This is a genomic window from Leptospira ellinghausenii (assembly GCF_003114815.1).
In the GTDB taxonomy this organism is placed as follows: domain Bacteria; phylum Spirochaetota; class Leptospiria; order Leptospirales; family Leptospiraceae; genus Leptospira_A; species Leptospira_A ellinghausenii.
The window spans coordinates 301,312-317,605 of record NZ_BFAZ01000009.1 but is presented as its reverse complement, the minus strand read 5'-3'; the positions used below and the strand labels follow the sequence as shown (position 1 = coordinate 317,605).

General features: G+C 39.2%; 15 protein-coding genes. 9 read left to right on the top strand and 6 right to left on the bottom strand.

Features of this window, described 5'->3' with window-relative positions; all coding sequences use genetic code 11:
- Positions 1 to 31: 31 nt before the first annotated feature.
- Both DI076_RS09960 and DI076_RS09955 read right to left on the bottom strand, forming a co-directional pair.
- Complete coding sequence (locus tag DI076_RS09960) at positions 32 to 1,294, bottom strand: DUF1554 domain-containing protein (protein ID WP_245918364.1); 1,263 nt, start codon at positions 1,292 to 1,294, stop codon at positions 32 to 34.
- A 72-nt stretch (positions 1,295 to 1,366) separates the two neighbouring features.
- A complete protein-coding gene (locus DI076_RS09955) occupies positions 1,367 to 2,971 on the bottom strand; it encodes an NADP-dependent glyceraldehyde-3-phosphate dehydrogenase (protein ID WP_108959753.1) in 1,605 nt (534 codons plus the stop codon).
- A gap of 338 nt (positions 2,972 to 3,309) precedes the next feature.
- On the opposite strand from DI076_RS09955, the gene DI076_RS09945 reads away from it, so the two are divergent.
- Both DI076_RS09945 and DI076_RS09940 read left to right on the top strand, forming a co-directional pair.
- On the top strand, positions 3,310 to 4,488 hold the full coding sequence (locus DI076_RS09945) for a MaoC family dehydratase (RefSeq protein ID WP_100718408.1): 1,179 nt from the start codon (positions 3,310 to 3,312) through the stop codon (positions 4,486 to 4,488).
- A 9-nt stretch (positions 4,489 to 4,497) separates the two neighbouring features.
- The gene (locus tag DI076_RS09940) at positions 4,498 to 5,520 is read left to right on the top strand and encodes an MBL fold metallo-hydrolase (RefSeq protein WP_108959751.1); all 1,023 of its coding nucleotides are present in this window, start codon (positions 4,498 to 4,500) and stop codon (positions 5,518 to 5,520) included.
- 124 nt (positions 5,521 to 5,644) lie between these two features.
- Here DI076_RS09940 and DI076_RS09935 read toward each other — a convergent pair whose 3' ends face one another.
- Together DI076_RS09935 and DI076_RS09930 are read right to left on the bottom strand one after the other, a co-directional pair.
- Positions 5,645 to 7,210 carry a glycosyltransferase family protein gene (locus DI076_RS09935; protein ID WP_369689765.1) on the bottom strand — a complete coding sequence of 522 codons (1,566 nt, stop codon included), beginning with the start codon at positions 7,208 to 7,210 and terminating at the stop codon, positions 5,645 to 5,647.
- A 174-nt stretch (positions 7,211 to 7,384) separates the two neighbouring features.
- The gene (locus DI076_RS09930) at positions 7,385 to 8,176 is read right to left on the bottom strand and encodes an aldolase (protein ID WP_100718412.1); all 792 of its coding nucleotides are present in this window, start codon (positions 8,174 to 8,176) and stop codon (positions 7,385 to 7,387) included.
- A gap of 111 nt (positions 8,177 to 8,287) precedes the next feature.
- Between DI076_RS09930 and lepB the strand changes: the two genes are divergently transcribed.
- The 3 genes from lepB (at position 8,288) to ilvB (ending at position 11,538) form a co-directional block, all read left to right on the top strand.
- On the top strand, positions 8,288 to 9,325 hold the full coding sequence (lepB, locus tag DI076_RS09925) for a signal peptidase I (RefSeq protein WP_108959749.1): 1,038 nt from the start codon (positions 8,288 to 8,290) through the stop codon (positions 9,323 to 9,325).
- Positions 9,322 to 9,549, top strand: coding sequence for an AtpZ/AtpI family protein (locus tag DI076_RS09920; RefSeq protein WP_167396524.1), 228 nt, complete (start codon positions 9,322 to 9,324; stop codon positions 9,547 to 9,549). The genes lepB and DI076_RS09920 overlap by 4 nt, the downstream gene beginning before the upstream one ends.
- Before the next feature lie 258 nt (positions 9,550 to 9,807).
- Entirely contained in the window at positions 9,808 to 11,538 is a 1,731-nt protein-coding gene (ilvB, locus tag DI076_RS09915; RefSeq protein WP_108959748.1) for a biosynthetic-type acetolactate synthase large subunit, read from the top strand.
- A 51-nt stretch (positions 11,539 to 11,589) separates the two neighbouring features.
- Here ilvB and DI076_RS09910 read toward each other — a convergent pair whose 3' ends face one another.
- On the bottom strand, positions 11,590 to 11,937 hold the full coding sequence (locus DI076_RS09910; protein WP_002975072.1) for a P-II family nitrogen regulator: 348 nt from the start codon (positions 11,935 to 11,937) through the stop codon (positions 11,590 to 11,592).
- Between the two features lie 5 nt (positions 11,938 to 11,942).
- Entirely contained in the window at positions 11,943 to 13,166 is a 1,224-nt protein-coding gene (locus DI076_RS09905) for an ammonium transporter (protein WP_167396542.1), read from the bottom strand.
- A gap of 395 nt (positions 13,167 to 13,561) precedes the next feature.
- Between DI076_RS09905 and DI076_RS09900 the strand changes: the two genes are divergently transcribed.
- From DI076_RS09900 to atpB, 4 genes are all read left to right on the top strand, one after another.
- Positions 13,562 to 14,047, top strand: a complete 486-nt coding sequence (locus DI076_RS09900; RefSeq protein ID WP_100718416.1) for a glutathione peroxidase — start codon at positions 13,562 to 13,564, stop codon at positions 14,045 to 14,047.
- On the top strand, positions 14,034 to 14,480 hold the full coding sequence (locus tag DI076_RS09895) for a MarR family winged helix-turn-helix transcriptional regulator (protein ID WP_108960898.1): 447 nt from the start codon (positions 14,034 to 14,036) through the stop codon (positions 14,478 to 14,480). The genes DI076_RS09900 and DI076_RS09895 overlap by 14 nt, the downstream gene beginning before the upstream one ends.
- Positions 14,481 to 14,679: 199 nt before the next feature.
- Complete coding sequence (locus DI076_RS09890) at positions 14,680 to 15,240, top strand: hypothetical protein (RefSeq protein WP_245918363.1); 561 nt, start codon at positions 14,680 to 14,682, stop codon at positions 15,238 to 15,240.
- Complete coding sequence (atpB, locus tag DI076_RS09885) at positions 15,209 to 16,288, top strand: F0F1 ATP synthase subunit A (protein ID WP_439957312.1); 1,080 nt, start codon at positions 15,209 to 15,211, stop codon at positions 16,286 to 16,288. The genes DI076_RS09890 and atpB overlap by 32 nt, the downstream gene beginning before the upstream one ends.
- Positions 16,289 to 16,294 lie beyond the last annotated feature (6 nt).

Sequence of the window (16,294 nt, the reverse complement as noted above, 5' to 3'; positions counted from 1 at the left end):
CATGTAGAGGATTTGGATGAAACTCTGGTGATTATTGTTCGACGCAGAGTAAGTAGTAAAACGTATCACAACTCCTTCCGCTACCCGATCGAAAAGCAGTATAATCGGTTGTATTGGATGCTCCCACCCTTCCGCCTTCACTGGCCGTGGCTGTGTTAGCATTACTTGTCCAGTTATTACAACTATTGGTGGTTTGAGCTGTTGCTTCCTGCCAGTAGTTGGTTTGTGCAAAACCAGTCCAAAAGTACTTGGTTGTTCCTGAAGCAAAACTTTGGCTCAGCATATTGGCAGCGGGTGCATTGATGATTCCCGATGCATTCGCGGTAAAGAGAGATGCTGCATCACTTGCTCGAATATAAATCCTTCCTGATTGAAATACCCAATCTATGTTCTCACCAGCACCACCCCCACAATTATCAGTGGAACATGCATTACGATTCGTTCCATCTGTAAGCATAGCTTTGTATGTTCCCGTACCGGGAGTGTTCGCATCAGAATTACATTTGAGATCAGCACCTGCTGGTCCGTTAGCTGCGGCACCTTGGAGGTTACCATCATAAGTGGATGCTGTTATAAAAATGCGATAAACGGTTGGTGTGATGCGAATGGTTATATTTTCCGTATCCGTATTAGTTCCATCGGTTGCAGTGACTGTGTATGTTGTTCCTGCTTGTGAGTCTGTGGGAGTTCCTGAAATCACACATGTACTTGTGTTCAATGATAGTCCATTGGGAAGGGCAGGAGCAACAGAACAATTTGTGATGGGGAATCCAAGGACTGGATTCAGTGTAGGTGCAGAATCATCTTCCTTAAAAATAAAAGAACTACCAGTATACACAATATTTACATTTCTATGGTTGATGGTAATGGACCCAGAGACACCTGAATAATTTGTATCTGCACTTGTTGCCGTTACACTCAGTGAGGAAGATTCCATGAGTTGTGTGTTAGATGTAAGTGTGATGGTTTGGATTGTGCTATAATTGGCTGGAGTGAAGGTTAAGTTCCCAATCGCATTGAGTTTGGAATTTGTGAAAGCAAGAGTTACATTTGCTGTTGGTTGGGTGACAAGTGAAAAACCAAATAATTGTGGGGTTCCGTAATAGAGAATTACACTGGCACTTGTTACATTGATTTTGGAAGAAGGACCGATCGAAATTGAATTTGTTACAGTGTTTGTATTCAATCCATTGATGAGAGTTAAGAGATACTCATCACGACCTTTGACCGGATTGCAAGAAAGGAAACCCAATGCCAAAAGGAAGGAAATCATTCGAACCATACGTTTGTACATTTTCCTCCCCCTCTACCTACTCCAACAAATTAGGGATTCCCCTTTCTCAATGATCGGAGAAAAGATGAGGACTTACAAGTGAAATTCTTCGGAAAGGTAACGAGAACTCTTGGTCTTCAGTACTTCTCCCAGAAGATTACGTCCCCTTTCTGTGTCCTTTAAGCTCACCACTGTGCGTAAGGAAAACACACGAAGGGCATCAGAAACAGAAAGGGTTCCATCTGCTGAATCCTTCCTTCCTGAAAACGGAAACACATCTGGTCCCCGTTGGCACTGCGCATTCCAATTCACACGAGCCACTTGGTTCACAAGGGTATCGATGAGTTTGCCAACAGTCTTTGGGTCTTCTCCAAACACACTCGCTTGTTGGCCCATATTGGAGTTGATGATGTATTCCATTGGTTCATCAATATGAGTAAATGGGACAATAGGAACAAGTGGTCCAAATTGTTCTTCGTGATACAGACGTGCGTTAGGTGAGACGGGCGAAAGGATCGCAGGTGTCATAAAGGATTCCGTAATTTCCCCACCACCTTGGTTTAAAATTTTTGCCCCATGTTGGATTGCATCATCCAAAAGTTCTTTTAACCATTTGGTTTTCCCTTCTTCGGGGAGTGGGGTAAAGTTAACATCTTTTTCCCAAGGCATTCCCGCTTTCCATTTGGAAAATTCTTCTAAATACAATTTGGTAAACTCATCCAAAATGTCTTTGTGGACAAAAAGGATTTTGAGTGCCGTACACCTTTGCCCATTGTATGACAAGGATCCCGAAACAATTTCAGGAACCATTGTTTTTAAATCGGTATCGGGAAGTATGATGGCAGGATTTTTCGCATTGAGTCCGAGAACAGACCTTAGGCGGTTGAGTTTGGGGTGTTTTTTTGTGATGAGATTTGCGGTTTGGCTCGAACCTATAAAAGCAAACACATCAATTTTCCCGGATTCCATAATGGGGGAAATGACTTTGGCTCCATCACCATAAACAGTGTTAATGACACCAGGTGGAAAGGCTTTTTGGAAACATTCGAGGAGTGGTTCTAAAAGTAAAACACCGTATTTTGCTGGTTTGAAAACAACTGTATTTCCCATAAGAATCGCAGGGATGAGCGTACAAAAAGTTTCGTTTAACGGGTAGTTAAATGGCCCCATACACAAAACCACTCCATAAGGGGAACGTTTGATCTGGGCAATCAGCCCACTTTCCTTTATGTATTTGGAAGAATTGGATTCAAGTTCAAGGAGTGCGTCCACTGTGTCTTCTAAGTATTCGATGGTGCGATCAAATTCTTTTGTGGCATCCTTTTCCGTTTTTCCAATTTCCCACATCAGAAGTAAAATGATTTGGTTTCGTTTTTCTTTCATGAGAGAAATAAAATGGTTCACTGCCCGAATCCGATCCTCAGGCGTAGAAGTGGGCCAAACGCCTGTTCCGTGGTTGTATGCGGTTACGGCGGCTTCTAGGGCTTTAAGACTTTGAGACTCATCAAAACTAGGGTAGGAACCGAGGACCACTTGTTCCAATTTCCCATTCCGATTGAGAAAGATGGGAGACTTAACGGTTTGTGTTTCTCCCTTCCACTCCAGAATCTCGCCACCGAGAAGGCATTTGGTTTGGTGGATGGGAGAGATGCGGTAAGCGGTAGGAATGGAATCTTCTGTTGGGAAAACAAAGCTCATGATCCATGAATCGAATGCGCACAGGACTAAAAAAGCAACATTTTACGGAAAAGATCCGCCGATAGATAAATTATGGAACCATGGATGGCAGAGAACCAGGAGGAGTGGGAGGCTTTGACTTTACGACTCTTTCGCCGAGTGGAAGAATTGGAATTACTGATGCAAGAAGTACGCAGTGATTTGACAAGGTATCGTGCAGTTCGTGAAGAATGGTATCTATGGCACAGCGCGTGGAAGGAGGAATACTCCAAACGAGCGACCGGATGAGCTGGAAAAATCGTTTTCTGTAGGACCTCTCTTGGAAAATTAGTCCTATCCCATTCGAAAAAGGAATTCCCATGGTCGAAAAATCAGTGTCCCCTTTTGGTGAGTTAGCTCCCAAAACCCCTGCCTCTCTCTCAGACATCAAGAAGAACATCTACGGACGATACCTCGAAGAATTCAATGTCGGTGATATCTACGTTCACCCTCGCCAATTCACAGTCGACAGAAGTTTTGCCCAAGAATTTGCCACTGTGTTTATGGATGCCAATCCATTGTATCTTTCCAGTGAATATGCAAAAGCTCATGGTTTTCAAGACCTACTGGTTCACCCACTCATGGTGTTTAACTTAGCACTTTCTATCGGTGTTCAGAATAACAGTGAAAAGGCGCTTGCAAACCTTGGTTACTACAATGCACAATTTTTAATGCCAGTCTATCCTGGTGATACTTTATCTTCTCGCACAAAAATTTTGGCAGTGGATGACAAAGGACCTGATAAACCAGGAATCGTAAGTGTAAGAACCCTTTGCCTCAACCAAAAAAACGAAGTGGTGTTACAGTACGAACGTAAGATCATGATTTACCAATCCAATGGAAAACCAAAAGGAAATCCTAAACCTGGTGATGCTTCTGCTTTTTTTCCTGAGTCCAAAACTCCAGCACTCAAACTTCCTAATCTTAAATTTCCTACAGAGATGAAAGATGTCACTTGGGGGCATACCTATTTTGAAAACTTCAAACCAGGTCAAATTTATGTGCACCAAAATGGTAGAACGATCACAGACGAACACTACCAATGGACGTACCGAGTAGGAAACACACACCCACTCCATTATGATAAATTGTATTCTGCAGGAATCTCAGGTCCAATGGGTGGAGAACCAGTGGTGTATGGTGGACTCGTATTTGGTTGGTTAGCTGGTATGGCATCTCGTGATATTTCTGAAAATGCGATTTGGGAACTTGGTTTCACAGAAGGATACCATACTCAACCAGCTTTTTCTGGTGATACAGTGACTTGTATTTCTCGTATCCTCACAACAGAAGACAAAGGAACTGAATACGGAATCCCTGCAGGAGAAGTCCAAATCCAATTTATCGGTCTGAAAAATATCAAAGCAAATGATGCCTTAGATAAATTTGGAGCAGATCTTTTCCTCAAAGAGAATGACAAAAAGAAATTGGGGAAAGAAAAAATCCCAGAAAAAATCTTCGAAATTGAAAGAAGATTGATCATCAAAAAACAACCATAAGGTGAAACTTTGAAAGTAACCATCCCTAAACGAATTCCTGAAATGGAGGACATTGGGGATGGAATCTTCAAAATTGTTCTACCCCAACCCTTTTACGCACCAAATAACATCTATTTGTATGAAGGAAACGATGGACTCACCCTGATTGATTCAGGTTACATTGAATCCATTCCCATGTTACAAGCATCCCTAAAAACCAAGGGATTTTCTTTCAAAGACATCCGTCATATCATTTACACTCACAACCACCTGGATCATATTTCTTCAGCCTTGGTTCTCAAATCCTATGCCAAAAATGTAACTTATTATGGATACCGTGCTATGGCAGATGGAGTCGGGAATTATTTGGAATCGATGTTACTCTTTGAAGAAGCCACAGAAGATTTATTCCACAAAGCCTTTGGGGATAAAGAAGAACTCGATCGCATTCTAGCTGAATCGAGAAAAGGTTGGCGTCAGTTTTTTAGTAAGTTTGGAGAAACTAAAAAAGGTGATCCAGTCCTACGCATAGATGTGGCAATTGATCATAATGATAGTTTAGAGTTAGGTGGAAGGCTCTTTCGGTTTTTACACACACCAGGTCATAATTTATACCATATCACACCAGTTGATCCATCGACAGGGGTATACTTTTCGGGAGACCTCATTATCGCCAATCTCACTGCGATTTATTCGGAGATGGATGGGAATTTAGGGGATTATTATTTTACCCTTTCTAAGTTATTAGAAGAACCCATCAAACGCATGTTACCTGCTCATGGTAGCGAAATTGAAGATCCCAAAAAAACGATCACTCTTGTGAAAAAAACACTCAGTATCTTAGAGAAGGGAGTGTTACGTAGGTTACGGGAAGGGGAATCCGATTTAAAAGTCTTAATGGAAGCTGCAATTGGAAAAAAAGTGCATAATGGTGGCCACTTGCCAACGGCCCTTGGTCTTGTGTATAGTATTATCCAAAAACTCGTGTTAGAAGGACAAATCCGTATCGAAAAAAGAGAAAATGGTTACGAAGTGTTTCATATTGTTTCGTAAAAATATCCAATTGATGGCATACACAAATAAAATGGGTTATATTCTTCCTCTTTAGATTCTTTTGTTTTCATAGATTGTGTGTTCCAAGTAACTCAAGTTTCGGATGGAAGATGGACTTTCGATTTTACTTCGAGAGTGCCCAGACCTCTATTTGTTTTCCTTGCCAAATTTTCTGCTGATTCCAAGTTTTTGACACGTCAATGGTATCGAGAATGCGTTTTTTCGGCCAAAGAATTGTGTCTGTAAACTCAGGTGCCAAAACCACATAACAAATATTTGATTCATTGCATATTTGATTTCCATTCTGAAGCTGTTCGAGCGGATAGAGTATCACCTTGTCATTGATAGAAAAGGAAAGATTGTATTGGGAAAACACAATTTGTTCTTTTGATTGATTGGTTATGTTACTTGAAACTTTGCCCGCCTCAGTTAGTAAAATTCCATTGGCATGTGGTAAGTCTTCGATGACTTCTGATTGCACTTTAGGGTCATACCAATTAGTATTTGTTTTGGCCTCGAGTGGGAAATTTTGGTCCATCGAGTTTTTCCAAAACAAACAAGCTAAGATGAGATATACAATGGGAAGGGAAATTTGTTTTTTTGACTTAAGCCACAAAATCCCACTGTAGAGTAAAAAGGGAAGGAGTGAATAACTATAATACGAATACACTTCATGGTGCCAAGGCCTTGTGGAGATTACATGGGTTAGGTAAATCAAACTGATGCCAAGGAGTTCGGGGACAAGTTGTACAATACCAAGTCCCATACTCATCAGAAGTTCCAAATAAATTTGGATGGATTGCGATATACCTGTTACTTGTTTGAATGAGGAGTGATACTCTTGTCTCAAAACATGAGACCAACCAAAAATTGAATGGGAACCATTTAGGATCGGGAAAAGGAAAAAAACAAAACCTAAATACAAAACGGTTACGAGTAAAATTCCAAAGAGGGAAAAGACCTTCAGTTGAATCGAACCTGTCACATATCTATTTTCTCTATTCCTACGGTAAACCTGGTAAAGGGAAGTTAGAAAAACCGGAAGGAAAAACAAACAGAGGTAAAAACCAATGTCTTCCTTTTGCATGAGGAATAAGATAAGAAATAATCCTAACAAAAACAATTGTTTGGTGAATTTGTTTTCGCCTTCTACAATTAGAGTTTTGCATTTTTCCCATTGGTAAAAAAAGAAACAACCTAAGAGGACTACTAGGATTTCAAAATGGTAACTGGAACCAATCCGATATAAGTACAATTGGTTGGTAAGAACCACCCAAATCACTAAAAATTTCAAATCGATTGATTGTTTGCTCTTTTGAGATACAAAATAAGCCCAAGTTAACCATAAAATCGTTGTCAGTTGGTAAGATAAAAAAACTCCAACGGCAAGCCCATAACGATTGGGAATCCATTTCACAAAAGGAGAAAGGAAACCCATTCCAGGGGCAAAGTGATGGTTTAAGTAACTACCATTCACGTTTTCACTATAATAATGGCTTTGGAATCCGTATCCTTTCGCGAACGAGAGTAATACATCGGAGATTCCTATGTAGTCAGCATCATGGAATAAAAAAGAATTCGCAAAAAATTGTGTGAGTTGGTAAGCATGAAAGGAACTTGTAATGAGAAAACAGAATACGCTCACCCCAACCAGATAAGGAAGGACTTTGGTTTGGTTTAACCAAGCCATTCCATTTTTACAAGAACTATCTAGCTGAAACTCTTTCTTCCTTTTCCAATAATGGAATAGGAACAGAAGGATTAAAAAAAGAGATACCCCCTTTTGCAAGGGGGCATGTAAGTGTTTAGGAGAAACAAAAAGAAAGGAGGTAACTAAACTAGAAAGAAAAAATAAATAAACCACTTATCGAATGAAATACAATACCTTTCTTTCACCGATTCGTTCTCTGTTGATCTCAACTCGGTTTCTGTAATAGTATCCTTTTTCAGGAAAGGTTTTCGAAAAAAATTCAAATAAGTCCATTTCAAATACTAACATACATTCTGCGATATCTGTTGCACCAATTTTCATCGCTTCTTTTGTATCGACCATGATGTGTCTAGAATTGATGTAATCAGGTTGGATTTCATTTGCAATCAGTTCAAAATTGGTTTTGGTGATTGTCCCACCCACCGACGTTTTTTTTCCACGGCTCTTTGCTTCTGAGATGATTTTTTTTGCAACACGGGTCACTTCTTTATCATCTGGTTTTTTGTCCATGGACGCACTTAAGTCAGATCTAGCGGCTGTTACTTGCTCTAGTTCCTGAAAAGAAGGAGAATCAAAGATATCCATAAGATTGCGGTAACCTGTGATGGTTTCCATATTGATAGATTTGTTGTAAGATTCAAATTCAGAAGGAGTGAGGAGGTTTTTCATCGTTTGGATGAAATTTTTTAAAGCATATTCAGATTCCACCATAGGCGCAGAAATTCCTGAAACCCCAATCCTTTGGCAAATGCGGATATCATTTCTTGCTTCTGGGCCACCAATTTTAACATAGAGAGGTAAAATCCCTGAAGTGATTGTTTTGAGAAGCGCAATTTCTTCCTCTCCCATATCTTCTGTTTCGGTTCCCGTTTTTACACAGACAAAAGAATAGTTTTCTTTCATCTCAAGTAGGGTATTTCGTAATCCACGGATTGATGTTTCCATAAGCAGAAGATCTCCATGTATGGTATCGTCGATTCCCGAAAATAGTACAAGTCTTTTGCGCTTTTTTTCCCCCTTTCTTGACAGAAAATTCCAATTCCATAGCTTCGAACTATGGGATTATTCTCTTCTATCTTCAAGTCCTCGCCAAAACCAGAATCCAAAGAACCAGAAAAGGAAGGGGCTGCCGCCTCTGGAATTTCCTTTGGAATCATTGTTGTCCTCGTTTTCGCATTTAAATCGTCCATATTAGATGCAAATAATATCCCATCAGGATCGATGATCCCTACCTTAAAAATAGGGGACTTTTTATTTGTGAATAAAATGCGTTATTCTTTCCGCATGCCGTTTACGGAAAAAGAACTATTTCGCATTGATGACCCTAAACGAGGAGACATTGTCACTTTTATCCCACCAGCAACCGCTCTTGGACAAGAAGAGTCGCGTTCTGGAATTTTTGCCAAACGATTTGTCAAACGTGTTGTCGGCTTACCTGGTGATACCATCCGTATCACAAGAAAATTTATCGAAACAAAAGACAGAGGTAGAGTACACTTTGCACTGATTGAGTACAAGGAAAAAGGAGCTACTGAATTTAAATCTTATGAACCAAAAGAAGTTCCAATCGGAAAGGAACTCTCCGATTTAGATAATTTAGAAGCAACACAAAGAGCACTCTTTAAAGAAGTCAAACCAGGATTTGAACATTACATCTTAGAGGGATTTGAAGACGATCGAAGAGCTCATATCTTTGAGTATTGTGATTTTTTACATGGTTGTGAAATCCCAGAAGGCCAATACATGGTGATGGGTGATAACCGAGATGATTCTCATGACTCTCGTGCCTGGGGGTTTGTGAAACGAGAAGATATTTTAGGTAAAGCTCTCATCATTTATTTTTCCATTGATTGGAAAGATGCCACTTGTGAATACAAAGATGGTCAAGAATTAGCAGAAAAAGGTCCTGAGGTTGCAGAACGATTTGATGGAGATGCACTTGAGAGACGTTGCCATTATTCCGAAGTGTTTTCTTCACATAATTCTCGTTATTTAGGTGATGAATCTCGTTTTGGTTGGATCGAAAGGACACTTCGTTATCGACTATGGAGACTAAATGTAAGGTTTGATCGTATTGGTCGTATTCTACAGTGACATACGAATCCCAAAAAACTCCCCCAGGTAAAGGAGATAAATCTCCCTTGGCCATGGCAGGGGCAGGTATTGAATTTGTATCCTCGATCGTATTTTTTGTGATCGGGGGGTATTACTTAGATAGGTATTTACAATCAGAGCCACTTTGGTTACTCGTTGGATTTTTTTTTGGTTTTGTTTTTGCCTTTTATTCTCTCATCAAACGAGCAAAAGAAAATGAGTGAATCCACTACCAATTAAATTCTTGACTAAACAATCAGTGAATCAATAAAAGAACTAGAACATGGAAACTTTGGCATTATCAAACTCAATTGGAATCAGTTCCAGTTTAGAAATGGGAATGCCTTCTTATGTACTTACAACCTTCGTTCTAGTCGTCGTCCTCTCCCCATACATACCTAGCTTTCTGTCATAATCTCCCTTTGTTTCCTCGGTCGACAGAAAGCAAAAGTCGACGGGGAAACTACAAGAGGAGACCTGTTATGTGGGAAAAAATCACCGTAAGTCAATACATTATACAATTTTTAGAATCAAAGGGCATCCAATGGATTTCGGGTGTCCCTGGTGGCACAATCTTGCCATTATACGAAAGTTTGGCGGAATCAAACATCAAACATGTCCTAGCAAGGCATGAACAGGGAGCAGGGTTTATCGCGCAAGGCATTGCTAGAAGCACAGGTAAGGTGAGTGCCGTATTTGTTTCCTCTGGCCCAGGTGTTGCCAATCTCATCACGGCGGTTGCCGATGCTCATAGAGATTCTGTACCTATGTTAGTGTTTTCGGGCCAAGTACCCACTCACTTAAAAGGAAGTGATGCATTTCAAGAATTGGATACAGAACGAATCGTTTCCTCAATCGTAAAAAAAGTATATTCCGTTGAAGATCCAAATTTAATCCCAATTGTATTACAAGAGGCTTACCTAATTGCATCTGCCGGGAAAAAAGGTCCTGTTTGGATTGATTTACCTAAGGATGTCCAAACAAAATTGATCACAAGGAACGAGGATCAATTGAGCGAGAATCATTTGGATGAGGTTGATCCTTCCAATTGTTTATACACAGAAAACCATATTCCATTGGGAAACGATCATACGAAATCTTTAGATTCATTTTTAGAGGAATGGAAAGAGTATGTATCGAAAGCAAAATTCCCGTTGTTTTACATTGGCGGAGGAGCCAAAAAAGAATACAAACGATTACGAGAATTGATCAAGTTCTACCAAATCCCAGTAGTAACAACTCTTATGGGACTTGGAATTTTCGAAAAAAATGATCCATTAAATTTGGGAATGATGGGAATGCATGGAACCATTGCGGCTAATGAAGCATTAGGAATTTGTGATTTACTCATCGCCATCGGTGTTCGTTTTGATGACCGTGCGATTGGAAACAAGGAATTGTTTTGTTCAAATGCGAAAATCATACATATCGACATTGATGCAAATGAAATAGGAAAAATAAGAAAACCGAATTTGAGTTTCAAAGCAGATATTTCGGAAGTAATCTCTTCTTTATTCATCGATATATTGGAAAATTCTAATGGATCAAAAATAAAAAACATCGGTGACACCAGTCATAAACAAATAGAAGTTTGGAACGAAATTCCAGAAATCCATCCGGCAAAAGAATTGATCAACTCACTTGCCTCAATCATTCCAAACGAAGAACATTTTGTCGTAACAGATGTTGGGCAACACCAAATGTGGGTTGCACAGTATTATCCATTTCCAAATCCCAATACATGGATCACATCTGGTGGGCAAGGAACAATGGGTTTTGGACTACCTTCATCGATCGGTGTATCATTGGCGAACCCAAATAGAACTGTTTATTGTTTCACTGGTGATGGATCGATTATGATGAATTTACAAGAGTTGGCGACACTCAAAGAAGAAAGTCTAAATGTAAAAATCATTTTGATGAATAATGGACATTTAGGTTTGGTAAAACAACAACAAGATTTGTTTTATGGAAATGTTTATTCTGGTTCTAAATTTCATTATCACCCCGACTTCTCTATGTTAAGTGAGTCGTTTGGAATTCCTTACATGATTTGGGAAAAAGATCAAAATGATTCTGAATTAGAAACTTTATTAGGGCATGATGGACCCGCTTTTGTGGAAATCAAAATTCCATCCGATTGGGGAGTGTATCCATTTGTTCCAGGTGGAAAGTCAAACCAAGAATACATTTTGGAATTAGTAAAAACATAAACCAGAACTCCCATAGAATTGGATTCTTTTCTATGGGAGTTTCAGTTGAAATTAGATGGCTTTATTCCCTCGTTCGCCACTGCGGATGCGGATCACTTCTTCTAATGGCATCACAAAAATTTTACCATCTCCAATTTTACCTTCCGGTCCAGTTTTTGCTGCTTTTAATATCGCATCGACTGTTGGTTTTACAAATTCATCATTCACTGCAATTTCCAAACGAACTTTTCTGAGTAGGTTCACTTGGTATTCGTGTCCACGAAATACTTCTGTTTTCCCTTTTTGTTGGCCATAACCTTGCACATCACTCACTGTTAAACGATAAATTTCATTTTTAGTTAGTTCGTTTTTAACTTCTTCTAATTTGTGTGGTTGTATAATTGCTATTACTAATTTCATATTGATTACCTTATATCATATCCTTTTTCACCATGAATCTCTTGGTCGAGACCAGTGATTTCTTTATCTTCTTCGATTCTAAAGCCAACTGTTTTCTCAATTACAAATGCTATGAGATATGAGACGACAAAAGAATAAAAACCAGTGGCAATCACGCTGATAATCTGAGCCATCATTTGGCTTTCGAATGTCATTCCTTCTGCTAATTCCAATGCGAATATACCAGTTAATATGGCACCAAATGCTCCACCTGCACCGTGGATACCAAATGCATCTAATGTATCATCATACTTTAGTTTACCTTTTAATAGAATCGCTAAATAGCAAATAGGTGAAACGAGTAAACCCATAATAAGGGCTCCTTTGACTCCTACAAAACCAGAAGCCGGTGTGATGACAACTAGACCTGCAACAATTCCAGACGCTGCACCAAGTGCTGTCGCTTTTTTTGTATGATACCATTCAATGAGTAACCAACTTGCACCGGCCGCTGCAGGAGCAATTAAAGTGACTAAAAAAGCACGTGCAGCAAGTCCATTCACAGCAAGGCCAGATCCAGCATTAAAACCAAACCAACCAAACCATAACAATCCGGAGCCAAGCAATGTGTACGTCATGTTATTGGGATGGGTGAGGAGACCTGCATCACCTTTTCGTTTTCCTATCACAATTGCAGCTGATAAACCAGCAATACCCGAAATTAAATGTACAACAGTCCCACCTGCAAAATCTAAGGCATTCATTTTAAATAACCAACCTGAATCTGCCCATACCCAATGTGCGACTGGATCATAAACTAACGTTGACCAAACGAGTATAAATAGAATATATGCTGAGAGTTTAATTCTTTCTGCGATCGCACCAGAAATTAAGGCTGGTGTAATCAAAGCAAACATACCTTGGAACAAAAAATGTACGTAAGTAGGGATTGTACCTTTCGTGGAATCAATGTTAATTCCATCCAAAAAAGCTAAATCAAAATTTCCAACAAATGGATTCTCACCTGAAAATGCAAAACTATAACCAAAAATTGTCCACTGTAATGTCATTACAATCATCGCAACAAAACTATGCATCATTGTGGATAAAACGTTTTTGGATCTGACAATTCCTCCATAGAATAAAGAAAGTCCAGGGATCATAAAAAAAACCAATGCAGAAGAAATCAACATCCAAGTGGTATCAGCTTTATCGATTGGGTTTGGTGTTGTTATTTCTGCATCTGCCATAAGGAGAGAGGGCAGAAAAAAGAGAAAACAAAGGAATACAGGCCTTAAGACCAGTTGTAAATTCATAAATAACTCCAAAGTTACTAGATTCAATTTCCGAAATAAAATTCGTATTATTTGGAATGGCTAGAGTATGAAAGCGAGTAAAAATCGCATTAAGATGAACTTTTTTTAAGAAAAATCGAACAAGTTGCGAACAGGTTTGCCGCTTGGTTTGGTTTGTGATAAGTGGATGGTATTGGGAGGCGGGTCTAGTTCCCCACCCAAATAAGGGCGGGGATACTAAATTCGCGCGGTATTGGTATAAAAAATCCATAAATTTATTGAAAAGTTTCCATAAAAAGAGTGAACAAAATTAAATTGTGCACAATCTAATATTTGAGCGAGGGCAAAAAATGGCAGAAGAATTTTACAAAATTAAGGTGAAACGAGGATCCGAAGAGATCCCGATGGAACAATTTAAAGATAAAGTATTGTTAATTGTGAATACAGCAAGCCAGTGTGGTTTTACTCCTCAATACAAAGGCTTACAAGAAACGTATGATCGTTGGAAAGGCAAAGGGTTGGAGATTTTGGCATTCCCATGTAACCAATTTGGAGAACAAGAGCCAGGTTCTGATGCAGAGATCAAACTTTTTTGTGAGAAAACATTCTCAACTACATTTCCAATCTTTTCCAAACTTGAAGTGAATGGACCGAATACCGATCCTCTTTATTCCCATTTAAAGAAGAATGCGCCTGGTATCTTTGGATCATTAGATATTAAATGGAACTTCACGAAATTTTTAGTTGATAAAAATGGAAACGTTGTTAAGCGATACGCTCCAATCACGAAACCAGAAGCAATTGAAAAGGATATTGAAAAACTTGTCCAAGGCTAAGGCATACAAAGAAGAGGTTCTTTTATTAAAGAATCAAATTTGTTTTTCGATGTATTCATCTATGCATCGATTGATGAAACTCTATCGTCCGCTTCTAGCGGACATAGGGTTAACTTATCCACAATATATAGTTATGCTTGTTATGTGGGAAGAAAAAGAAATTACGGTCACTAAACTTGGGGATAGGTTACAACTGGATTCAGGAACATTGACTCCACTTCTGAAAAGATTAGAAAAAAGTGGTCAAATACAAAGGACAAGAAGTTTAGAAGATGAACGGGTTGTTGTTTTGACGCTTACAAAAAACGGAAAACTTCTCCGCGAAAAGGCAAAATCCATTCCAGAACAAATCTTTTGTTTATCTGGAATCGAAGAAAGCCAAGCGATGCAATTAAAAACGATTCTAGATGAGTTTGGAAAAGATTATAAATAACAAAAATCGAAAGTTTAAACTTACAATTGGATGTAAACGAAGGCAGTGAAGTCACTTATCCATTCTCTCCACATTCGCACTTGAAGTTTTGTAATTAGTCACATTTCAATTGAAATTTTCTCCAATTCCAAATTGGAAACGTAATAGAACCATATCTAATCGCAGAACTCATTTTTACCTCGTTCGAAACGCGAACTTTTTGGAATTAAAAAATGGAATCATCGTATCCTGCGTTACAAACCAGCGAACTTATGATATATGGAAGCCATTGGGTGGCGGGTGGATAACCCCACCCAGTTCAATACGGGCGGGGAACTATACCTTCCAAGCCCCTCCAAACCGACTTGCCCCCAAAACCATCCCAATACAATCTGAAACAATGGATCTAAACTCAATCAATCTCAGACGGTTCCATTTTCATTATTTTACGTATTTGATTCTTTTATTCATTCTAAGTCTCCCGCTAACAATTCGTTTGGTGGAAGATGGATATCGAATTTTATTTTATATGGGAGGTGCCATTTCCTTTTCTGTGCAAATGGCCATCTTACAATTAAGATTTTTACCACGTAAAATCCCTGCTTTGTCAGAAAGTGGCTTCCCGCTTTTCACAGTATTTCTCTCGTTTTTTCTGAATTTAGGCATTTTAACTGCATTCCAGGTCTTAGAGTACCCTTTTGAGGCAACTTCTGGATTTTTAATTGCCTATTTCGTCCACCTTCTTTTCCTTGTATTTGCGAGCTATTTCAGTGGAAAATAAGTCTAAATATCGGTTTTTTTTATCATTTTTATTAGTTTTTTCCCTTAGTTTTACGAATGTTTTTGCAAACGATTCGGAAGGGCACAGCTCTGATGAGGGCTTCGATTTCAGCGAAGTGATGGCACACCATTTAGGTGACGCTCCTATCTTCCCATTGAACTTTGGTGGCACAATTGTTACAGAAGGCCAACCTGGATTTGATGCTGAAAATCACGATGTCTTCGTAAACCATGACGGTGTGAAGTACCACTACCTTGGTGGTCTTGACCTTCACATCACCAAACGAGTGACCATGATGTGGATTGCTTGTTTTTTTATGTTCCTTGTTTTTATCCCAGCAGCCAATTTGATCTCTAAGAACCCTAAGAAGGTTCATAATAAATTCACTTCGGGTGTAGAAGCGTTTGTGAGTTACTTGAAAGAAAATGTTGTGGATTCCTCTCTGGATCACCATGGACATTCTTATTATCACTACATCTTCTCTTTGTTTTTCTTTATTCTTTTCTGTAACTTGTTTGGTCTTATTCCTTCGATCGGAGAGCTAACAGTTGCAGCTTCTGATGGACTTGTGGCTCTTGGTGTTTTCGAACACACTCCACATTCTCTTCATACATTCGGAGAAATTTGGTCTGGCATCACACCAACTGGGGACATTAGTGTTACCCTTTCTCTTGCATCCATCACCTTACTCACAATCTACGGAACTGCATTTTCCTACCAAGGAATTTCGTTCGTCGCACACGCAGTTCCTAAGGGAGTTCCACTTCTACTTTGGCCATTAATGTGGGCTTTGGAATTCATTGTAACTCACGTTGCTCGCTCTTTTGCGTTAACAATGAGGTTACTTGCCAACATGACAGCAGGACACGTTATGATCCTTGCGTTACTTGGTTTTATCTTTATGAGCGAAAGTTGGCTCATTGCACCTGTATCTGTTCTCAGTTCAGTGCTCATCTACTTTTTAGAACTTCTTGTAGCCTTTTTACAAGCGTTCATTTTCTCTCTGCTCACAGCCGTTTTTATCGGAACTGTGATGCATAGACATTAAGATTGG

Bases quoted from the DNA above. Each gene is read 5' to 3' on its own strand.
- DI076_RS09910 (WP_002975072.1), bottom strand. From the start codon at position 11,937: ATGAAATTAGTAATAGCAATTATACAACCACACAAATTAGAAGAAGTT.
- ilvB (WP_108959748.1), top strand. From the start codon at position 9,808: ATGTGGGAAAAAATCACCGTAAGTCAATACATTATACAATTTTTAGAA.
- DI076_RS09930 (WP_100718412.1), bottom strand. From the start codon at position 8,176: ATGGAAACATCAATCCGTGGATTACGAAATACCCTACTTGAGATGAAA.
- DI076_RS09905 (WP_167396542.1), bottom strand. From the start codon at position 13,166: ATGGCAGATGCAGAAATAACAACACCAAACCCAATCGATAAAGCTGAT.
- DI076_RS09900 (WP_100718416.1), top strand. From the start codon at position 13,562: ATGGCAGAAGAATTTTACAAAATTAAGGTGAAACGAGGATCCGAAGAG.
- lepB (WP_108959749.1), top strand. From the start codon at position 8,288: ATGGGATTATTCTCTTCTATCTTCAAGTCCTCGCCAAAACCAGAATCC.
- DI076_RS09945 (WP_100718408.1), top strand. From the start codon at position 3,310: ATGGTCGAAAAATCAGTGTCCCCTTTTGGTGAGTTAGCTCCCAAAACC.
- DI076_RS09960 (WP_245918364.1), bottom strand. From the start codon at position 1,294: ATGTACAAACGTATGGTTCGAATGATTTCCTTCCTTTTGGCATTGGGT.
- DI076_RS09935 (WP_369689765.1), bottom strand. From the start codon at position 7,210: ATGGCTTGGTTAAACCAAACCAAAGTCCTTCCTTATCTGGTTGGGGTG.
- DI076_RS09955 (WP_108959753.1), bottom strand. From the start codon at position 2,971: ATGAGCTTTGTTTTCCCAACAGAAGATTCCATTCCTACCGCTTACCGC.